Source organism: Pseudacidovorax sp. RU35E (genome assembly GCF_900156165.1).
In the GTDB taxonomy this organism is placed as follows: Bacteria; Pseudomonadota; Gammaproteobacteria; order Burkholderiales; family Burkholderiaceae_C; genus Xenophilus.
This window is the reverse complement of the sequence record NZ_FTMY01000011.1, coordinates 22,055-41,407: the sequence shown is the minus strand read 5'-3', so window position 1 is coordinate 41,407 and position 19,353 is coordinate 22,055. Positions and strand designations below refer to the sequence as shown.

The 19,353-nt window shown below is 68.4% G+C and carries 15 protein-coding genes; 3 read left to right on the top strand and 12 right to left on the bottom strand.

Going from position 1 to position 19,353, the window contains the following annotated elements; all coding sequences use genetic code 11:
- Nucleotides 1-5: 5 nt before the first annotated feature.
- From BXA03_RS19235 to BXA03_RS19195, 9 genes are all read right to left on the bottom strand, one after another.
- Complete coding sequence (locus BXA03_RS19235; RefSeq protein WP_076510820.1) at nucleotides 6-2,417, bottom strand: 3-hydroxyacyl-CoA dehydrogenase/enoyl-CoA hydratase family protein; 2,412 nt, start codon at nucleotides 2,415-2,417, stop codon at nucleotides 6-8.
- 59 nt (nucleotides 2,418-2,476) lie between these two features.
- Nucleotides 2,477-2,908 (bottom strand): DUF2147 domain-containing protein, encoded by a 432-nt coding sequence (locus tag BXA03_RS19230; RefSeq protein ID WP_076510819.1) that lies wholly within the window; start codon nucleotides 2,906-2,908, stop codon nucleotides 2,477-2,479.
- A 44-nt stretch (nucleotides 2,909-2,952) separates the two neighbouring features.
- Nucleotides 2,953-4,749, bottom strand: coding sequence for an acyl-CoA dehydrogenase C-terminal domain-containing protein (locus tag BXA03_RS19225; RefSeq protein ID WP_076510818.1), 1,797 nt, complete (start codon nucleotides 4,747-4,749; stop codon nucleotides 2,953-2,955).
- A gap of 67 nt (nucleotides 4,750-4,816) precedes the next feature.
- Nucleotides 4,817-5,497 (bottom strand): TetR/AcrR family transcriptional regulator, encoded by a 681-nt coding sequence (locus BXA03_RS19220; RefSeq protein ID WP_076510817.1) that lies wholly within the window; start codon nucleotides 5,495-5,497, stop codon nucleotides 4,817-4,819.
- Between the two features lie 130 nt (nucleotides 5,498-5,627).
- Nucleotides 5,628-6,476 carry a fumarylacetoacetate hydrolase family protein gene (locus BXA03_RS19215; protein WP_076510816.1) on the bottom strand — a complete coding sequence of 283 codons (849 nt, stop codon included), beginning with the start codon at nucleotides 6,474-6,476 and terminating at the stop codon, nucleotides 5,628-5,630.
- Nucleotides 6,477-6,607: 131 nt separating this feature from the next.
- On the bottom strand, nucleotides 6,608-8,851 hold the full coding sequence (gene katG, locus BXA03_RS19210) for a catalase/peroxidase HPI (protein ID WP_076510815.1): 2,244 nt from the start codon (nucleotides 8,849-8,851) through the stop codon (nucleotides 6,608-6,610).
- A 211-nt stretch (nucleotides 8,852-9,062) separates the two neighbouring features.
- Nucleotides 9,063-9,740 (bottom strand): nucleoid occlusion factor SlmA, encoded by a 678-nt coding sequence (slmA, locus tag BXA03_RS19205; RefSeq protein ID WP_076510814.1) that lies wholly within the window; start codon nucleotides 9,738-9,740, stop codon nucleotides 9,063-9,065.
- Nucleotides 9,741-9,820: 80 nt separating this feature from the next.
- Nucleotides 9,821-10,714 carry an acetylglutamate kinase gene (gene argB, locus BXA03_RS19200; RefSeq protein WP_076510813.1) on the bottom strand — a complete coding sequence of 298 codons (894 nt, stop codon included), beginning with the start codon at nucleotides 10,712-10,714 and terminating at the stop codon, nucleotides 9,821-9,823.
- Between the two features lie 50 nt (nucleotides 10,715-10,764).
- Complete coding sequence (locus tag BXA03_RS19195; RefSeq protein ID WP_076510812.1) at nucleotides 10,765-11,862, bottom strand: MraY family glycosyltransferase; 1,098 nt, start codon at nucleotides 11,860-11,862, stop codon at nucleotides 10,765-10,767.
- 71 nt (nucleotides 11,863-11,933) lie between these two features.
- Between BXA03_RS19195 and BXA03_RS19190 the strand changes: the two genes are divergently transcribed.
- Nucleotides 11,934-12,704 (top strand): glycosyltransferase family 2 protein, encoded by a 771-nt coding sequence (locus BXA03_RS19190; RefSeq protein WP_076510811.1) that lies wholly within the window; start codon nucleotides 11,934-11,936, stop codon nucleotides 12,702-12,704.
- A gap of 6 nt (nucleotides 12,705-12,710) precedes the next feature.
- Here BXA03_RS19190 and BXA03_RS19185 read toward each other — a convergent pair whose 3' ends face one another.
- The 3 genes from BXA03_RS19185 to BXA03_RS19175 form a co-directional block, all read right to left on the bottom strand.
- Nucleotides 12,711-13,745: a glycosyltransferase gene (locus BXA03_RS19185; RefSeq protein ID WP_083716186.1), complete on the bottom strand. Its 1,035-nt coding sequence runs from the start codon at nucleotides 13,743-13,745 to the stop codon at nucleotides 12,711-12,713.
- Nucleotides 13,742-15,547, bottom strand: a complete 1,806-nt coding sequence (locus BXA03_RS19180; RefSeq protein ID WP_076510947.1) for a glycosyltransferase family 2 protein — start codon at nucleotides 15,545-15,547, stop codon at nucleotides 13,742-13,744. The genes BXA03_RS19185 and BXA03_RS19180 overlap by 4 nt, the downstream gene beginning before the upstream one ends.
- 91 nt (nucleotides 15,548-15,638) lie before the next feature.
- Nucleotides 15,639-17,657, bottom strand: coding sequence for an acyltransferase family protein (locus tag BXA03_RS19175; RefSeq protein WP_076510810.1), 2,019 nt, complete (start codon nucleotides 17,655-17,657; stop codon nucleotides 15,639-15,641).
- Between the two features lie 154 nt (nucleotides 17,658-17,811).
- Here BXA03_RS19175 and BXA03_RS19170 point away from each other — a divergent pair, with 154 nt between their 5' ends.
- Together BXA03_RS19170 and BXA03_RS19165 are read left to right on the top strand one after the other, a co-directional pair.
- Nucleotides 17,812-18,618: an ABC transporter permease gene (locus BXA03_RS19170; protein WP_076510809.1), complete on the top strand. Its 807-nt coding sequence runs from the start codon at nucleotides 17,812-17,814 to the stop codon at nucleotides 18,616-18,618.
- 7 nt (nucleotides 18,619-18,625) lie between these two features.
- Nucleotides 18,626-19,345 (top strand): ABC transporter ATP-binding protein, encoded by a 720-nt coding sequence (locus BXA03_RS19165; RefSeq protein ID WP_076510808.1) that lies wholly within the window; start codon nucleotides 18,626-18,628, stop codon nucleotides 19,343-19,345.
- The last annotated feature ends 8 nt before the right edge of the window (nucleotides 19,346-19,353 follow it).

Below are 19,353 nucleotides of genomic sequence, written 5' to 3'. Positions count from 1 at the left end.
GTCGTTCAGTCGCGCACGGGTTTGCCAGTGGACAGCATGCCCATGATCCGCTCCTGGGTCTTCGGGTGCTGCACCAGCGCGCAGAAGGCTTCGCGCTCCAGGCGCATCAGGTATTCCTCGGTCACCAGGGTGCCGGGGTCCACGTCACCACCGGTCACCGCGTGGGCGATCAGGCTGGCGATGTGGAAGTCGTGCTGGCTGATGAAGCCGCCGTCGCGCATGTTGACCAGTTGGCCCTTGATGGTGGCGGCGCCGCTGCGCCCGGCCACGCGGAAGGGCTTCTTCAGCGGCGGGCGCCAGCCGGCGTCACTCATGGCCTTGACCTGGCCGATGGCCACGTGCAGCAGCTCGTCCTTGTGCGGGACGATCACGTCGCCCTCGACCAGGTAGCCCAGCTTCCTCGATTCCAGCGCGCTGGTGCCCACCTTGGCCATGGCCGCGGCGGTGAAGCCTTCAGTGAGGAAGGGCAGCAGGTCGGTGCCGGTGGAGGCCGCGGCGTTCTCGGCCGCACGGCGGGCGATGTAGGTCAGGCCGCCGGCGCCGGGCACCAGGCCCACGCCCACTTCGACCAGGCCGATGTAGCTTTCCATCGCGGCCACGCGGCGGGCGCTGTGCACGGCCAGCTCGCAGCCGCCGCCCAGGGCCATGCCGCGCACGGCGGAGACCACCGGCACGTTGGCATAGCGGATGCGCAGCATCACGTCCTGCAGCGCCTGCTCCGCGCCTTCGATGGCGCCCACGCCGGCCACCACGAAGGCGGGCAGCATGGCCTGCAGGTCGGCGCCGACGGAGAACTTGTCCGACGGCGACCAGATCACCAGGCCCTGGTACTCGCGCTCGGCCAGCGCCACGGCCTCGGCCAGCGCCTCGGCCACGTCGGGGCTGATGGCGTTCATCTTGGAATGGATGCTGGCGATCAGCACGCCTTCATAGCCCGGACGGTCCAGCGTCCAGACGCGCACGTCGCCCTCGTCGCTGATCGTGGTGCCGGACTCTTCGGCGCTCTTGGCGCCGCTGCCCAGCACGCTCTCGGGAAAGAGCTGGCGCGCATGCACCGGCAGGCGGCGCTCGGGCACGAAGCGCTGCTCGGCGGCGCTCCAGGAGCCTTCGGGCGTGTGCACGCCGCCGGCCTCGGCCACCGGGCCGTCGAACACCCACTGGGGCAGCGGCGCCTTGGCCAGCGCCTTGCCGGCGTCGATGTCCTCCTGGATCCACTGCGCCACCTGCGACCAGCCCGCCTCCTGCCACAGCTCGAAGGGGCCCTGCTTCATGCCGAAGCCCCAGCGCATGGCCAGGTCCACATCGCGCGCGCTCTCGGCGATGTCGGCCAGGTGCAGCGCCGCGTAATGGAAGCCGTCGCGCAGGATCGCCCACAGGAACTGGCCCTGCGGCCCTTCGCTCTCGCGCAGCAGCTTGAGCCGCTCGCCGGCGGGCTTCTTGAGCATGCGGCCGTAGACCTCGTCGGCCTTCTGCCCGGCGGGCACGTAGTCGCCCGATTCGAGGTCGAAGCGCAGGATGTCGCGACCCGCCTTCTTGTAGAAGCCGCCCTTGGTCTTCTGGCCCAGGCGCCCCAGCTCGATCAGCTTGGCCAGCACCGGCGGCGTGGCGAAGTTGGGGTAGAACGGGTCGGTGGCCTCGCTCAGGTTGTCCTGCAGCGTCTTGACGACGTGGGCCATGGTATCCAGGCCCACCACGTCGGCGGTGCGGAAGGTGCCCGAGCTGGCGCGGCCCAGGCGCTTGCCCGTGAGGTCATCGACCACGTCGAACGAGAGGCCGAACTTCTCGACCTCCTTCATCGTCGCAAGCATGCCGGCGATGCCGATGCGGTTGGCGATGAAGTTGGGCGTGTCCTTGGCGCGCACCACACCCTTGCCCAGCGCGGTCACGGCGAAGGCTTCCAGGTCGTCCAGCACCTGCGCATTGGTGGTGGGCGTGGGGATCAGCTCCACCAGCGTCATGTAGCGCGGCGGGTTGAAGAAGTGGATGCCGCAGAAGCGCGGGCGGATGCTCTCGGGCACCGCCTCGGCCAGCTTGGTGATCGACAGGCCCGAGGTGTTGGAGGCCAGGATGGCATGCGGCGCGACGTGGGGTGCGATCTTCTTGTAGAGGTCGAGCTTCCAGTCCATGCGCTCGGCGATGGCCTCGATCACCAGGTCGCATTCGCCCAGCAGGCCGAGGTGCTCCTCGTAGTTCGCGGCCTGGATCAGCGCCGCGTCCTCGGCCACTCCCAGGGGGGCGGGCTTGAGCTTCTTGAGGTTGTCGATGGCCTTGAGCACGATGCCGCTCTTGGGCCCCTCTTTGGCGGGCAGGTCGAACAGGATGACCGGCACGCGCACGTTGACGAGATGGGCCGCGATCTGCGCGCCCATCACGCCTGCGCCGAGGACGGCGACTTTCTTGACTTGGAATCTGGACATGGTATTGGGTGTCTTGGACCGTTGGGTGTCTTGGCCAGGCGTTGAAACGGCTTGCGCCTTCACTGCGCCCGCTGCCAGGTCTGCGTCCGCCAGAACGGCCCCAGGTACCCGCGCACTTCCAGCTTCTTGCCGCCATCGACCGGCGTGTAGCTGGCGCGGTATTCCTTGCCGTTCTCGGGGTCGAGGATCTTGCCGCCCTCCCACACCTCCTTGCCCTCGGCCTTCTTGCCGCCGCGCACGATCTCCAGCCCCACGATGGGCTGGCCCTTGCGGTCGTCCGTGCACTGGTCGCAGGTGGAGGAACCGTCCTTCTTCAGCACCTTCTCGATGCGGCCCGAAAGCTGACCGCCGTTGTCGGTGATGCGGATCTCGGCCTTGGTCTCGCCCGTCTTGTCGTCGACGTTGCGCCACAGGCCCGCGGGGCTGGTCTGCGCCAGCGCGGCCGTCGAGGCCAGCACCAGCGAGAGGGCGAGGGATGCACGAAGCAGCATGGAGGTCTCCGGTCGTGGTGGATGGGAGGAAACGGCAGCGGCGATCAGGCCAGCGCGGCGTCGGTGTCCATCAGCGCCTTGCTGCCCGAGCGCGCGGTACGCATCAGCGTCGCCGTCTCGGGGAAGAGCTTGGCGAAGTAGAAGCGCGCGGTCTGCAGCTTGGCGGTATAGAACGGGTCGGTGCTGCCGGCGGCGATCTGGCGCAGGGCCACCTGGGCCATACGCGCGAACATGTAGGCGAACACCAGGTGGCCGGCCACGCGCAGGTAGTCCACGGCGGCGGCGCCCACCTCGTCGGGGTTCTGGAAGCCCTTGAAGCCGACCTCGGTGGTGAACTTGGTCATCTGGTCGCCCAGGTAGGCCAGCGGGTTGATGAACTCGGCCATCTTCTCGTTGACGCCTTCCTCTTCCACCAGCTGGCCGATCAGCTTGCCGAACTTCTTGAGCGTGGCGCCGTTGTTGCCCAGCACCTTGCGACCCAGCAGGTCCAGTGACTGCACGGTGTTCGTGCCTTCGTAGATCATGTTGATGCGGTTGTCCCGCACGAACTGCTCCATGCCCCATTCCTTGATGAAGCCATGGCCGCCGAAGACCTGCATGCAGGCATTGGTGCTGATGTGGCCGTTGTCGGTGATGAAGGCCTTGACGATGGGCGTGAGCAGCGCGACCAGCTCGTCGCTGTTCTTGCGCACCTTCTCATCGGGATGGTGGTGCGCCTTGTCCAGCAGCAGCGTGCAGAAGATCTGCAGCGCGCGGCCGCCTTCGGCATAGGCCTTGGCCGTCAGCAGCATCTTGCGCACGTCGGGGTGCACGATGATCGGATCGGCGTCCTTGTCCTTGGCCTTGACGCCCGACAGCGAGCGCATCTGGATGCGGTCCTTGGCATAGGCCAGCGCGTTCTGGAAGGCGACTTCGGTCAGGCCCAGCGACTGGTTGCCCACGCCCAGGCGGGCGGCGTTCATCATCACGAACATGGCGGCCAGGCCCTTGTTGGGCTCACCGACCAGGCTGCCCACGGCGCCGTCCAGCGCAATCTGCGCGGTGGCATTGCCATGGATGCCCATCTTGTGTTCCAGGCCGGTGCAGAAGATGGGGTTGCGCTCGCCCAGGCTGCCATCGGCATTCACCTTGAACTTGGGCACCACAAACAGGCTGATGCCCTTGCTGCCCTTGGGCGCGTCGGGCAGGCGGGCCAGCACCAGGTGGACGATGTTCTCGGCCATGTCGTGCTCGCCGGCCGAGATGAAGATCTTGTTACCGGTGAGCCGGTAGCTGCCATCGGCCTGCGGTTCGGCCTTGGTGCGCAGCAGGCCCAGGTCGGTGCCGCAGTGCGGCTCGGTCAGGCACATGGTGCCGGTCCACTCGCCGCTCACCAGCTTGGGCAGATAGGTCTTCTTCTGCTCGTCGGTGCCGTGGGCCACCAGCGCCTCGTAGGCACCATGCGACAGACCGGGGTACATGGTCCAGGCCTGGTTGGCACTGTTGAGCATCTCGTACACGCACTGGTTGACCGTGTGCGGCAGGCCCTGGCCGCCGAATTGCGGGTCGCACGACAGCGCGGGCCAGCCACCTTCGACGTACTGCGCGTAGGCGTCCTTGAAGCCCTTGGGCGTGGTCACCGCATGGGTCTTCACGTCCAGCGTGCAGCCCTCGGTGTCGCCGCCGATGTTCAGCGGAAAGGCGACCTCGGCGGCGAACTTGCCGGCCTCTTCGAGCACGGCATTGATGGTGTCCGCGTCGGTCTCGGCATGGGCGGGCATGGCCTTGAACTCGTCGGCGACGTTGAACACTTCATGCAGCACGAATTGCATGTCGCGCAGCGGGGGGGTGTAGGTGGGCATGCGAGGCGTCTCCTGCTCGGGAAGAAGGTTGAAGAAGAAGGAAGGGAAGAGAAGAAACGGGTGCCGGTCAGCGCACGGTGCGCAACTTGCGCGTCGGTGCGGGTGGCGCCGCCGGCGGCGCATCGGGCGTGGCGCTGCGGGCGAGGATGTTGTCGAAACCGGTGTTGGCCCGGTCCACCGAACCGTCGACGCGCAGGAAGCGCGCCTCGTAGTGCAGCGCCAGGATCAGGCCGTGGATCTCGAAGGCGATCTGCCGGGCGTCGGCCTCGGTCTGCAGATGGCCTTCTTCCTGCGACTGGCGAACGGCGCGCAGCACGGCGGCCTGCCAGATGCTGACCGACTCGACCAGTGCGTCGCGCACCGGGCCGGGGCGGTCATCGAATTCGGAAGCGCCGCTGATGTAGATGCAGCCCGAGTCGATCTCGGTGGTGGTGCGCTTCATCCAGTTGGCGAACATGGCCCGCAGCCGCGGCAGGCCGCGCGACTGGGTGAGCGCCGGAAAGAACACTTCCTGCTCGAAGCGGTGGTGGTATTCGCGCACCACCGAGATCTGCAGTTCCTCGCGCGAGCCGAAATGGGCGAACACGCCCGACTTGCTCATCTGCGTGAGTTCGGCCACCGCGCCGATCGACAGGCCCTCCAGCCCCACCTGGGCGGCCAGGTTCAGGGCGGCATCGACGATGGCGGCCTTGGTCTGCTGGCCTTTGGCGGCCTGGCGGGCAGGCTTGACGGCGCTGGAAGTGCTCATGGCTCGGGATGGACAGAATAAAACGAACGGTCGTGCATTTTTATTCTGTCGCCCGATGGCGTCAAGCCTGTGAAATTCCCGGCGCGGCCGGGGGTCTTGCGGCGCGCCTGCCGCCGGCGCGCCCCGTGCTTCAGCGCTTGAAGGCGACCACGGGCTGCACCTGTTCGCCCAGGCCTTCGATGCCCAGCGTCATGGTGTCGCCCGCGCGCAGGAAGCGCTGCGGCTTCATGCCCATGCCCACGCCGGGCGGCGTGCCGGTGGCGATCACATCGCCGGGCATCAGCGTCATGAACTGGCTGACGTAGCTGATGATCTTGGCCACGCCGAAGACCATGGTGCGCGTGCTGCCGGTCTGCATACGCTCGCCGTTCACGTCCAGCCACAGCGACAGGCGCTGCGGGTTGGGCACCTCGTCGCGCGTGACCAGCCAGGGGCCGATGGGGCCGAAGGTGTCGCAGCCCTTGCCCTTGTCCCAGGTGCCGCCGCGCTCGGTCTGGTACTCGCGCTCGCTGACGTCGTTGACCACGCAATAGCCGGCCACATGGTCCAGCGCCTCCTTCTGCGAGACATATCGGGCCTGGCGGCCGATGACCACGCCCAGCTCCACCTCCCAGTCGGTCTTGACCGAGCCCTTGGGCAGCATCACCGGATCGTTGGCGCCCTGGATGCAGGTGGTGGCCTTGAGGAAGATGATCGGTTCCTTGGGCACCGGCATGCCGGCCTCGGCCGCATGGTCGGCGTAGTTCAGGCCGATGGCCACCAGCTTGCCTACCTGCGACATCGGGCAACCCAGGCGCGGCTTGCCGCGCACCAGCGGCAGCGTGTCGGTCTTGAGGCGCCGCAGCCTGGCCATGACCTTGTCATCGAGCTGGGCGGCACCCAGGTCGGGAATGACGGTGCTCAGGTCGCGCAGACGGCCTTCGGCATCGATGAGTCCAGGCTTTTCCTTGCCGGGGTTGCCGTAGCGGACGAGCTTCATGGGAGATCCTTTTCTTACTTGCGTGTGACGTGAAACGAAAGCGCCCGCCCGGCCGTGGGGACGGCGGCGGGCGGGCGCATTCTTCCACGCGCCTCCCCGGCCAGGCCGGAGGGCACGAGGGGCGGCGATGGTCAGGCGGCCACGTCGAAGCGGTCCAGGTTCATCACCTTGGTCCAGGCGGCGACGAAGTCGCGCACGAACTTCTGCTGGCCATCGGCACTGCCGTAGACCTCGGCGATGGCGCGCAGCTGGGCATGCGAGCCGAAGACCAGGTCGGCGCGGGTGCCTGTCCAGCGCACGGCGCCGGTCTTACGGTCGCGGCCTTCGTACACGTCCTTGGCGGGCGACGTGGCCTTCCATTCGGTGGCCATGTCCAGCAGGTTGACGAAGAAGTCGTTGCTGAGCGTGCCCACGTTCTCGGTGAAGACGCCGTGCTGGCTGCCGTTGGTGTTGGCGCCCAGCACGCGCAGTCCACCCACCAGCGCCGTCATCTCGGGCGCGGTCAGCGTCAGCAGCTGAGCCTTGTCGACCAGCAGCGCTTCGGCCGGCACGGCCGAGGCCGTCTTGACGTAATTGCGGAAGCCGTCGGCGAAGGGCTCCATCACGGCGAAGCCTTCGACGTCGGTCTGTTCCTGGCCGGCGTCGGTGCGACCCGGGGTGAAGGGCACGGTCACGCCCTGGCCCGCGGCCTTCTCGATGGCGGCGCTGCCCGCCAGCACGATCAGGTCGGCGAGCGACACCTTCTTGCCGTCCTTCTGCGCGCCGTTGAACTCGGCCTGGATGCCTTCCAGCGTCTTGAGCACCTGGGACAGCTGCTCGGGCTGATTCACGGCCCAGTCCTTCTGCGGCGCCAGGCGGATGCGCGCACCGTTGGCACCACCGCGCTTGTCGCCGCCGCGGAAGGTGGAAGCCGAGGCCCAGGCCGTGGCCACCAGCTGCGGCACCGTCAGGCCCAAGGCCAGCACCTTGGCCTTGAGCGCGGCGACGTCCTGCTCGCCGATGACCGGATGGTCGGCGGCGGGCAGCGGGTCCTGCCAGACGAATTCCTCGGCCGGCACGTCCTTGCCCAGGTAGCGCGCACGCGGGCCCATGTCGCGGTGGGTCAGCTTGAACCAGGCGCGGGCGAAGGCATCGGCGAACTGGTCGGGGTTGGCCAGGAAGCGGCGCGAGATCGCCTCGTAGGCCGGGTCGAAGCGCAGCGCCAGGTCGGACGTGAGCATCGTCGGCAGCAGTTTCTTGCCGGCATCGAAGGCATGCGGGATGCTCGGCTCGGCATTCTTGGCGACCCACTGGTGGGCGCCGGCCGGGCTCTTCGTCAGTTCCCACTCGTGGCCGAACAGGAACTCGAAGTAGTCGTTGCTCCACTGCGTCGGCGTACGCGTCCAGGTCACTTCCAGGCCGCTGGTGATGGCGTCGGCGCCCTTGCCTGCGCCATGCTTGTTGTGCCAGCCGAAGCCTTGCGTGCCCAGGTCTTCCGCCTCGGGCTCGACGCCCACGTTGTCGGCCGGGGCTGCGCCGTGGGTCTTGCCGAAGGTATGGCCGCCAGCGATCAGGGCCACGGTCTCTTCGTCGTCCATGCCCATGCGGCCGAAGGTATCGCGGATGTCGCGCGCCGAAGCCACCGGGTCGGGCTTGCCGTCCGGACCTTCGGGGTTCACGTAGATCAGGCCCATCTGCACGGCGGCCAGGGGGTTCTCCAGGTCGCGGCTCTCGGGCGCCTTGCTGTCGTCGTCCTTGACCAGCACGCCGCGGCCTTCGACGCCGGGCGAGCCCTGCGAATAGCGGACGTCGCCACCCAGCCACTTGGTCTCGCGGCCCCAGTAGACGTCCTGGTCGGGTTCCCAGGTGTCGGCCCGGCCGCCGCCGAAGCCCAGGGTCTTGAAGCCCATGGATTCGAGCGCGACGTTGCCCGTCAGGATCATCAGATCGGCCCAGGAGATCTTGTTGCCGTACTTCTGCTTGATGGGCCAGAGCAGGCGACGGGCCTTGTCGAGGCTGACGTTGTCGGGCCAGCTGTTGAGCGGCGCGAAGCGCTGCTGCCCGCGGCCGCCACCCCCACGGCCGTCGGCGGTGCGGTAGGTGCCGGCGCTGTGCCAGGCCATGCGCACGAACAGGCCGCCGTAATGACCGAAGTCGGCCGGCCACCAGTCCTGCGAATCGGTCATGAGCGCGGTGAGGTCGCGCTTGACGGCATCGAGGTCCAGGCTCTTGAAGGCCTCGGCGTAATCGAAGTCCTCGCCCATCGGGTTCGACTTGGCCGAATGCTGGTGCAGCATGTCCAGGCGCAGCTGCTGGGGCCACCAGTCACGGTTGGTGGTACCGCTGCTGGCGGCCTGGTGGAAGGGGCATTTGCTCTGCGAGGTCTCGTTGGCCATGGGCGCTCCTTGTGCTTTCTCTGGACGAGGGGTGGGGAAACAGTGCCGTGAATTCTCCGCAGCAGACCCGCACAAAGCGAGCCAACAACGCCTATCCCGGCCATAGGCGGCGGGCGTCGAACAGGCGGTCATGACCGACTACGAACGCAGCACGCAGTCGGATTAGCCCCCAGGCACATCGGGGGTTTGCGCAGCGCTGGACGCTGGCGGCTCAGTAAGCCGTAGACGGCGACAGCCCCGGCAGCAGGAGCGCGATGCAACCGTCGAGCTGCTCCGACGGCAAGCGCCGAAAGCCCGAGCGGCTGTAGCGCTGAAGCCGGCCCATGGCGAAGGCCGCCAGGGCGGCGGCGCGCACCTGGGCGTCGACGGTGGGCGTGGCCGAGCCGCCGGTCAGGGCGTCTTCGCGCAGCAGTTGCCGCCATTGCGCTTCGAGCTTGTCGAAGAAGAGGTTCATGCGCTGCTGCAGGCGCTCGTGTTCGAAGACGAGCGCATCGCCCGTCATCACCCGCGCCATGCCCGGGTTCTTCTCGGCAAACTGCACCAGCATCCGCATGACCTGCGCGGCCTGCTCCGCGGGTGGGCGCTCGCGCTCTGCAATCTGCTGCACGAGGGAGAAGACGCTCTGCTCGATGAAGTCGATCAGACCTTCGAACATTTGCGCCTTGCTGGCGAAATGGCGGTAGAGCGCCGCCTCGCTGACCGACAGGCGGGCCGCCAGCGCCGCCGTGGTGATGCGCTCGGCGCCGGGCTGCTCGAGCATGGCGGCCAGCGTCTGCAGGATCTGCACGCGCCGCTCGCCGGGGCGGGGACGCTTGCGCGCGGGCGGGGCAGCCGGGCTGGCCGCCGGCTCCGACATGGCTTCCGATCCGAGCGGCTCCTCGTTCTCCATCGCTGCGCTGCCCCAGTTCTTGTAAAGCGCCGATTCTGCCGTCGTCAATGCGCGCCGGCCCCGAGGCTTCGGCCGGCGCCTCAGCGGGCGCGGATCATCGTGCCGTAGGCCTGCTCGGTGAGGATCTCGAGCAGCATGGCGTGCGGCACGCGGCCGTCGATGATGTGCACCGCGTTGACGCCGCTCTTGGCGGCATCGAGCGCGCCTTCGATCTTGGGCAGCATGCCGCCCGAGATGGTGCCGTCGGCGAACAGCTCGTCGATCTCGCGGGCGCTCAGGTCGGTGAGCAGCTTGCCGGTCTTGTCCAGCACGCCAGGCGTGTTGGTCAGCAGCACCAGCTTCTCGGCCTTGAGCACCGTGGCCAGCTTGCCGGCCACCACGTCGGCATTGATGTTGTAGCTTTCGTTGTCCTCGCCGAAGCCGATGGGGCTGATGACGGGGATGAAGGCGTCGTCCTGCAGCGCCTGCACGACGCCCGGGTCGATGGAGACGATGTCGCCCACCTGGCCCACGTCATGGAAGAGGCTGGGGTCATTGCGGTCGGCCATCTTGAGCTTCTGCGCGCGGATGAGCCCGCCGTCGCGGCCGGTGAGGCCCACGGCCTTGCCGCCGGCCTGGTTGATCAGGCCCACGATGTCCTGCTGCACCTCGCCGGCCAGCACCCATTCGACGACTTCCATGGTCTCGGCGTCGGTCACGCGCATGCCCTGGATGAACTGGCCCGTCTTGCCCAGGCGCTTGAGGGCCGCCTCGATCTGCGGACCACCGCCGTGCACCACCACCGGGTTGATGCCCACCAGCTTGAGCAGCACCACGTCCTCGGCGAAGTCGGCCTGCAGGGCCGGATCGGTCATGGCGTTTCCGCCGTACTTGATGACCATGGTCTTGCCATGGAACTTGCGGATGTAGGGCAGCGCCTGGGCCAGGATCTCGGCCTTGTCGCGCGGGGGGATGTTCAGGACGGGGTCGGTCATGGCAGGCCTCGTGACATGAAGAAGGGAAAGGGAATTGACGCAGGCGCCGGCTATGGACGCAGCCAGCGCGGCACCTTGAAGCGCACGATCATCAGGTAGGCCGCCACGTAGGTGACGGCGAACAGCAGGCAGAAGAAGGCCAGCATCAGCGTGTTGTTCCAGAACAGCACGGCCGGCACCACCGACATGGCGGCGAACATCCACAGGTAGGGCGAAGTGCGGTTGTTGCGGGCCAGCAGCTGGCGCGCCTCGTTGTCCTCGAAGGCCACGCGCACGATGCGGCGGAAGATGAGCTGGTGGAAATGCAGCGCGTCGGCCGTGCCCGGCGACTGGCCGCGGGCGGCCTTGCGGTAGATGGAGAAGAGCGTCTCCCACACCGGATAGATCAGCAGCAGCACCGGGAACCACGGCGAGACGGCGCGGTGGCGCTGCACCAGCAGCACACAGGCCAGGCCCAGCACCATGCCCCAGACATAGGCACCGCCATCGCCCGCAAAGATCTTGCCGCGCGGGTAGTTCCAGAGCAGGAAGCCCAGCGTCGCCCCCACCAGGCAGACCACCATGCCGGCCAGTTGCCGGTCGCCCAGTTGCAGCGCCACATGGGTGATGGCCAGGCCCACCAGCACCGCCACCGTGCCCGCCAGGCCGTTGTAGCCGTCGATGATGTTGAAGGCATGCGGCAGGCCGGCCAGGCCCAGCACAGCGATGAGTGCGCCGACCAGCGGAGTGGCCTGCAGCCACCCGTCCAGCCCGGGAATGCCCAGGCGGTGCACGCCGATGCCCAGCAGCCAGCACAGGAGCACACCCGAGACGGTGGTCAGCGCCAGACGGATGCGCACCGGCACCTTCTGCGTCACGTCTTCCGTGATGCCGCCCAGCACCGCCGGCAGGATGCAGGCGAAGGTGAGCAGCGCGGTGCCGAAGGGCCAGTTCAGGTTGAAGGGGTCGTAACCCGTGACGCCGGAGGCAACCCAGGCCGCGCCCGTACCCACCAGGATGCCCGCACCGCCCAGGCGCGGAATATGGCCCTTGTGGAAGCGCTGCGGCATGTCGGCGGCATAGCGCCGCGCATGGCGCCGCGCCCGCCGCATGAGCACGAGCACGGTGACGGCGGAAAACAGGAAGCTGATGACGATCAGGGCAATCATGGGGGAGGACGGGACGCGCCGGGCGCAAAGGCCGGGGGACGGCCTCCTAGAATCCCGAGCGAAATTAGACCATGCCTGAGCTGACAGACCGACCGCCGCTGACCATCTCCATCGTGAGCCACGGGCAGCAGGCGCTGATCCTGCCGCTGCTCGAGCAACTCGCCCGTCTGTGCGGCCCACTGGTCCACCGCGTGGTGCTCACGGTCAACATTCCCGAACCCGATCTGCTGGCCGATGCGCCGGCCGGCCTGCCACTGCTGCGGCTGGACAACCCCGAACCCATGGGCTTCGGCGCCAACAACAACCAGGCCTTCGGCCACTGCGAGACGTCGTGGTTCCTGGTGCTGAACCCGGACATCCGGCTGGACCACGACGTGCTGTCTGCGCTGCTGGCGCGAGCCGCACCGGACGCCGGGCTGCTGGCGCCACGCATCCTGGAGCCGGGAAAGACGGGCCCCGAACAGCACCGCGCGCTGCTCACCCCGCGCGAGATCCTCGGCCGCCGCAAGCCGGGCTATGCCATTCCGGCGGCGCCAGACTGGATTCCCGGCCTGTTCATGCTCTTCCGCAGCCAGGCCTACCGGCAGATCGGGGGCTTCGACGAGCGCTTCTTCATGTACGGCGAAGACTTCGACATCTGCGCCCGTCTGCGGCTGGCAGGCTGGCGCATCCAGATCGCGGAAGACGAGATGGCCCGCCACGAGGCCCAGCGCGACAGTCACCGGCGCATGCGCCCCCTGTGGTGGCATGTGAGCAGCCTGCTGCGCGTCTGGGGCTCGCCGGCCTTCTGGCGCTACCGGCGACTGCTGGCGCAGGAGGCGGGCACCGCGTCGCGGCGTTGATCCCGCTCAGGCGCGCTCGAACAGGTCCTGCAGGATGGCCGGCAGGCCGCGGTCGAACCGGTCGTAGCGTCCACGCGCCGCCTGCACGGCAATGGGCAGCACGCGCGCCACGCGCCAGCGCGGCAGCCCGGCACGAAAGCGGAAATGGTCCAGCTTGCCCTGCGCGAGCTCGAGCACCCAGGGCGGCACACGCTCGCCCAGCCCTCGAAGGAAGTCCATCAGCGCCTCGGACCGGCGCACCCGGTGCGCGTACTTGTCGCCCCGCTCGCCCAGGGCCTTGTCGATCTTCTGGCGCAACGTCATCCGCTGGGCGCCGATCTGGTTGTTGCCGTGCTGCCGATAGTCCATCAGCGGCTCGGGCAGCAGGTCCACCTCGCCGATGGCGGCGCCCACGGTGGCCAGCCATTCGTCGTGCACCCACAGCGGGCAGATGGGCAGGGCCGTCTCCAGCAGGCCGCGGCGCAGCACGGTGGTGGCACCGGTGACCAGGTTGCGGTGCATGAGGGCGGCGAAGGCGCGGCCGGCGGCGATGTCGACCAGCTCGCCCGGACGCGTCTCCAGCGCCTGCAGCAGCGTCTGGCCCAGCGGCTTCAGGTCGCCGTCGACCAGCCGCGCATCGGAATGCAGCAACAGCAGCCCGGGCCGGCGCTCGAACTCGGCCACCATGCGGCGCAGGCGGCCGGGATGCCAGACATCGTCCTGGTCGCACAAGGCGATCAGGGCGCCGCGGCAGGCCGTGATCGCCTGCTCGAAGTTCCGGGTCACACCCAAAGGCGGCCGGTTGCGCATCACCGTGAGCGGAATGCGTTCGGCCAGATCGTGATCGGCCAGCGTGCGCCGGACCACCTCGATGCTGTCGTCGGAGGAGTCGTCGTCGGACAGCACGATCTCGCACGGCAGCAGGTCCTGCGTGCAGATGCTGGCCACCTGCGCGGGCAGGTAGCGGGCGCCGTTGCGGGTGCACAGGGCGACCGAGATGTCGGCCTGGTCCGCAGGCGTGGCCGACGCGCCGGCAGTCAAGGAAGCAGTGACGCTGCTCATGATGGCGAGCGTCTGCGCGGAGGCCAGGCCAGGCTGAAGTCTTCCGCGCCCAGGGTCAGGTTCGGGTTGTAGGCCGGATCGTCAGCGATCAGCGCACCCCAGCGCTGCTGCATGAACGCCAGCTCGCGCTCGAAGCGTTCGCGCTTCTCGGGTGCCACGTCCTCGCCCCGCGTGGCCGATTCATGGTGCAGCAGCTCGGCATACGGCGTCCACACGTTGCGGTAGCCCGCCTCGCGCAGGCGCAGGCAGAAGTCCACGTCGTTGAAGGCCACGCTCAGGTTCACCTCGTCCAGCCCCCCAACCTGCTCGTAGAGCGACTTGCGCACCACCAGGCAGGCGGCCGTGACGGCACTGAAGGACTGGATCAGAGCGGCGCGCCCCGCATAGCCGTTGAGCCCGCGCGGCAGCGCCTTGTGGGCATGCACGGCGCAGCCGCCCGGACCCAGGATCACGCCGCCGTGCTGCAGCGTCATGTCGGGGTACCACAGCCGCGCACCCACGGCGCCCACGCCCGGCTGGAGGGCCAGGCTCACCATCTCCGACAGCCAGTCAGGTGACATCACCTCGATGTCGTTGTTGACCAGCGCCACCAGTTCGCCCCGCGCGACGGCCACCGCCTGGTTGTTCAGCGCCGAGTAGTTGAAGGGCCGGTCGTCGCGCAGCACGCGGATGTTGGGCTGCTGGGCGATCTGCGCGAAGTACGCCAGCGCGGCCGGATCGTCCGAGCCGTTGTCCACCAGGATGATTTCCCAGTTCGGGTATTCGGTACGCTTCTGGATCGACTCGATGCACTGGCGCACGAGCGCGAGCGCATTGCGCGTCGGGATGATCAGAGACACGAGTGGCGGCGGGCTGGGCAGCGCGTAGCGCACGCGGTAGCCGTAGCCCAGGTACTCGGCCTTGGCCTGGATGCCCAGGCGCGCGAAGTGTTCATTCAGCGCTCGCTCGCCGGCCACGGCCGCATAGGGCTTGGCGTCCATGGACTTGGCCGTGCTCTGCACATGGATGCGCCAGTGGTAGAGCACCCGCGGGATGTGCACGATCTGCGAGGGATCGATGCGCTCGACGCAGCGCAGCACCAGGTCCCAGTCCTGAGAGCCTTCCAGGCCCTGGCGGAAACCGCCGACCTCGCGCACCAGCGCCGTGCGCAGCACGCCCAGGTGGCTGAACATGTTGTGCGAGCGGAAGAGGTCGAGGTTCCAGTCCGGCTTGAAGTACGGGTCGGAGCGGTGGCCCTGGTCGTCGACCTTGTCCTCGTCGGAATAGACGAGCTGAGCCTGCGGATGGTCGCGCACGCATTCGGCTACGCGCAGCAGCGCGTCTTCGGGCAGCAGGTCGTCGTGGTCCATCAGGGCGATCCATTCGCCCTGCACGAGTTCCAGCGCGCTGTTGGAGGCAGCGGAGATGTGGCCGTTCTTGGGCCGAAAGACGACCCGGATGCGCGCATCCCCGGCCTGGCAGGCCTCGAGCACCTGCCGCACCTCGGGCGCCGGCGAGGCATCGTCGGCGATGCATAGCTGCCAGCGCGGATAGAGCTGCGCCTGCACCGAGGCGATGGCCGCGCGCAGGAACTGCGGGTCCGGGTTGTAGCAGGGCATCAGCACCGAGATCAGCGGACCGTCGGCCAGCGCGGCGGCGCGGGCGCGCAAGGTTTCGCGCTGTTCGGGCGTGAGGGTGTCGTGCGCAAGCGCCCAGCGCGCATAGTCGTTGCCGGGCCGCAGCTTGCGGCGGAATTCCCACTTCACGCCGCGCCAGCCGGCCTTGCGCCACACGCGCCAGGCCTGCGGCACGCGGGTGACCATGCGGGGGCCATGGGTCACGGCCAGGCGGGCGAGCCGCCACCATCGGTTGGTCAATTCGGACTCCAGAAGATGGGCATGCAGCAAGGGCCGGTCAGCGCCCCGGCGCGAGCAGGGCGGGATCGAGGAAGGTGGCCGCCTCGCGCGCATAGGCGGCGCGCAGATGGGTCGCGTCCTTGTAGACCGGGTCGCCCTGCGCATCGGCGCGCACGCACTGGCCGTCGGGCTGGCACAGGCCGGCCATCGGGTCCAGCGGGATGGCGCCGTTGTCCAGGGCCAGCTGCCGCAGCTGCGCATGCAGCTCAGCCTGCGAGGGCGGCAGCGGCGCCATCGGCGTGACCGGCGCCGCAGTCATCGCCTGCATGCGGTTGCCGGTGAGACGGCTGCGGGGCTCGAAATCCGGGCCGACCGGGATGTTCAGCAGCAGGTAGGTGGTTTTGCCCATGGCATGCAGCTCGGCCAGCAGCCGGCCGAGCGCGGCCAGGGACTGCGGCACGCCGTCGGCGCCGCGCAGCATGTGGCGCTGGCCCTGGGCGTCGCGGTAGTAGTAGTGGTCGGGCGGCGGGGGCGCGCTCGCAGCGGCCGGCGCCTGGCTGACATCGAAATAGCAGCTCCAGCAGCCGCCGATGACCACGGCCTGGACGGCCGGCGTGCGGGCTAGGTCCAGGGCGGCCATCAGACGCTCGCTGCAGATCGGGTCGCGGTCCTCGATGAGGTTGGGGATGGGCGGGCAGGCGCCACGCGTGGCGAAGAGCAGCGTCGACACATCGTCGGGCCGGCGCTCGGCCAGCGCCAGGGCGCGGGCGCGGAACTGCTCGACGTGGCTGTCGCCGATGAGCAGCACCTCGCGCGCGCCACCATCGACACGCTCGAAACGCTGGCCCTCGAAGGTGAAGGGCTTGAGCGCGTCGGGATACACCCAGTCGGCGCTCGCGTTCATGATGGCCTGGATGCTCGGGTCGTCGTTGCGCGGGCCCACCCAGCGCAGTTGGGCTGCCGCGCCGACCAGCGCCAGCACCACCATGGCGCCCGCCAGGCCGGCGACCACGCGGCGGCCGCCGTGACGCAGCGGCCGCTCGACGAAGCGGAAGGTCAGCCAGGCCAGCAGCACAGAGACCGCCAGCGCGCCCCAGCGCACGGCGCGTGGCGGGTCGATGAAGCCGTCCTGAAGCACGCGCGCATAGGCCAGCAGCGGCCAGTGCCACAGATACAGCGGGTAGCTGATCAGCCCGAACCAGACAAAAAGGCGCGAACCCAGCAGATGCCGGTTGGCCCAGGACTGCGGACCGGCCGCGATGCACAGGCAGGCCCCCGCCACCGGCAGCAGCGCCCAGAAACCCGGGAAGGCCTTGTGCCGATCGATGAAGGCCAGGCCCGCGGCGATGCAGGCCAGGCCCGCCACACCCATCCACTGGTGGCCGGGCAGCGCCGGTGCACCGGCGCCGCGCCGCCATGCGAGCCAGGCCAGCATGGCGCCCGCCCCCAGCTCCCACACACGCGTGAGCGGCATGTAGAAGGCCGCGTCGGGATGACGCAGCACCAGCGCCACATTCAGCAGGAAGGACAGCCCCACCGCCACGCCCATCCAGCGCAGCAGGTGCTGGCGCTTCCAGGCCAGCGTGAGCAGCAGCGGCCAGAAGATGTAGAACTGCTCCTCCACCGCCAGCGACCACAGGTGCAGGAGCGGCTTGGTCTCGACCACGGTGTCGAAGTAGCCCGCCTCGCCCCACAGCACCAGGTTCGCGACGAAGCCCGCGCTGGCCAGCACATGCTTGCCCAGCTGCCGGAACTCGTCGGCCAGCAGCACCCACCAGCCGAAGGCCAGCGTGGCCGCGAGCACCAGCACCAGCCCCGGGAAGATGCGGCGGATGCGGCGGGCATAGAACTCGGCATAGCTGAAGCCGGCGCCGCCCAGGCTACCGAACATGATGGTCGAGATCAGGAAGCCCGAGATGACGAAGAAGATGTCCACGCCCACGAAGCCGCCCGGCAGCCAGCGCGGCGAGGCATGGAAGACGATGACCGACAGCACCGCGATGGCGCGCAGCCCGTCGATGTCGGGCCGGTAGGTCGGATGGGCGAGGGAATGTGGTTTCGCGGGGCTGGGCGGCATGCGGTGCGGCCGGGTGGCGCGGGGCCACGCTGCGCTGGACAGGACCGCGGATTATCCATGGCCGGCTTGACGCCCCACCGTGTGCCCAGCCCCCAAAGGCCATCCGGAAAAGCCCCCGGATAGAATCCCGCGCTTCCCTTCAGCCCCCCAACGCATGACCACCACCGTCCACTCCAACCTGCACAGAAGCGCGTGGAAGGACTGGTGGGAAGGCACCCGCCGCATCGACATCTGGTGGACCCTGGCCTGGTTCGACATCGTGTTGCGCTACCGCCGGTCCACCCTTGGCCCGTTGTGGCTGACCTTGAGCATGGGTGCCATGATCGGCGGCATGGGGCCGCTGTATGCCTCGCTGTTTGGCACCGAGCTGTCCAAGTTCTTCCCGCACCTGGCGCTGGGCATCATCTTCTGGACCTTCTTCTCGGTGACGGTGATCGACTCGGGCGACGCCTTCATCAACGCGCAGAACTACCTCAAGCAGGGTTACTTCCCGGTGAGCATGTTCGTCTGGCGCACCCAGGCGCGCAGCGTCATCCAGTTTGCCCACCACATCATCCTGTTCGTGCCGGTGGCGCTGTGGACGGGCATCTCGCTTTCATGGCCGGCGTTGATGGTCATCCCGGCCTTCCTGCTGCTGATCGTCAACGCCCACTGCATCGGCATCGGCCTGGGCATTCTGTGCACGCGCTTCCGCGACGTGGCTCAGATCATCGCCAGCGTCATGCAGATGCTGATGTTCCTCACGCCCGTGTTCTGGCTGCCCGAGAACCTGCCGGACCGCGCCAAGTACATGCTGTGGAACCCGCTCGCGCAGATGCTGGAGCTGCTGCGCACGCCGCTGATGGGTGGCGTGGCGCACTGGCACAACTGGGTGGGCATGGGCATCTGGACGGTGATCAACATCACCGTGGCCTGCGTCCTCTTCGCGCGCTATCGCCGCCGCATCGTCTTCTGGCTCTGAGTCGCCCATGACCTCCCTCTCGCTCAAGAAAGTCAGCCTGGGCTTCCCGATCTACGGCGCCAGCGCGACTTCCTTCAAGAAGACATTGGCCGCCTCTGTCACCGGCGGCCGGGTCGGCAAGGAAACCGGCGTGACCGTGGTTCAGGCCCTGTCAGACATCGACCTCGAGCTCAAAGCGGGCGACCGCCTGGGCATCCTGGGCCACAACGGCGCCGGCAAGTCCACGCTGCTGCGCCTGCTGGCCGGCGTCTACGAGCCGACCTCAGGCGAGTTCGCCCGGATCGGGAGCGTGGCCAGCCTGATCGACCCGTCGATGGGCATCGAACGCGACGCGAGCGGCGTCGAGAACATCATGCTCCGCGGCCTTTCAATGGGCCTCAAGCGCCGCCAGATCGAGGCCATGACGCCGGAGATCTGCGAGTTCAGCGGACTGGGCGAATACGTGAACATGCCCGTGCGCACCTATTCCACCGGCATGGTGATGCGCCTGGCCTTCGCCATCTGTACCAGCATGACGGCGGACATCCTGCTGATGGACGAATGGCTGTCCGTCGGCGATGCGGACTTTCAAGCGAAAGCCGAGCAGCGCATGACGGAGATGGTGGCCAAGTCGGGCATCCTGGTGCTGGCCTCGCATTCGCCTCAGCTGCTCCTGAAGGAGTGCAACCGGTTCATCCGGCTGGAGCATGGGCGGGTGGTGGATACCGCACCGCCCGTCGTGGGCTGAGATCACCG

What these genes read in the sequence shown, in the direction of transcription:
- BXA03_RS19225 (WP_076510818.1), bottom strand. Translation starts at nt 4,749, where the DNA reads ATGCCCACCTACACCCCCCCGCTGCGCGACATGCAATTCGTGCTGCAT.
- katG (WP_076510815.1), bottom strand. Translation starts at nt 8,851, where the DNA reads ATGGCCAACGAGACCTCGCAGAGCAAATGCCCCTTCCACCAGGCCGCC.
- BXA03_RS19195 (WP_076510812.1), bottom strand. Translation starts at nt 11,862, where the DNA reads ATGATTGCCCTGATCGTCATCAGCTTCCTGTTTTCCGCCGTCACCGTG.
- BXA03_RS19220 (WP_076510817.1), bottom strand. Translation starts at nt 5,497, where the DNA reads ATGAGCACTTCCAGCGCCGTCAAGCCTGCCCGCCAGGCCGCCAAAGGC.
- BXA03_RS19180 (WP_076510947.1), bottom strand. Translation starts at nt 15,547, where the DNA reads ATGGTCACCCGCGTGCCGCAGGCCTGGCGCGTGTGGCGCAAGGCCGGC.
- BXA03_RS19190 (WP_076510811.1), top strand. Translation starts at nt 11,934, where the DNA reads ATGCCTGAGCTGACAGACCGACCGCCGCTGACCATCTCCATCGTGAGC.
- BXA03_RS19235 (WP_076510820.1), bottom strand. Translation starts at nt 2,417, where the DNA reads ATGTCCAGATTCCAAGTCAAGAAAGTCGCCGTCCTCGGCGCAGGCGTG.
- BXA03_RS19215 (WP_076510816.1), bottom strand. Translation starts at nt 6,476, where the DNA reads ATGAAGCTCGTCCGCTACGGCAACCCCGGCAAGGAAAAGCCTGGACTC.
- BXA03_RS19230 (WP_076510819.1), bottom strand. Translation starts at nt 2,908, where the DNA reads ATGCTGCTTCGTGCATCCCTCGCCCTCTCGCTGGTGCTGGCCTCGACG.
- BXA03_RS19165 (WP_076510808.1), top strand. Translation starts at nt 18,626, where the DNA reads ATGACCTCCCTCTCGCTCAAGAAAGTCAGCCTGGGCTTCCCGATCTAC.
- BXA03_RS19170 (WP_076510809.1), top strand. Translation starts at nt 17,812, where the DNA reads ATGACCACCACCGTCCACTCCAACCTGCACAGAAGCGCGTGGAAGGAC.
- BXA03_RS19185 (WP_083716186.1), bottom strand. Translation starts at nt 13,745, where the DNA reads ATGAGCAGCGTCACTGCTTCCTTGACTGCCGGCGCGTCGGCCACGCCT.
- slmA (WP_076510814.1), bottom strand. Translation starts at nt 9,740, where the DNA reads ATGGAGAACGAGGAGCCGCTCGGATCGGAAGCCATGTCGGAGCCGGCG.
- argB (WP_076510813.1), bottom strand. Translation starts at nt 10,714, where the DNA reads ATGACCGACCCCGTCCTGAACATCCCCCCGCGCGACAAGGCCGAGATC.
- BXA03_RS19175 (WP_076510810.1), bottom strand. Translation starts at nt 17,657, where the DNA reads ATGCCGCCCAGCCCCGCGAAACCACATTCCCTCGCCCATCCGACCTAC.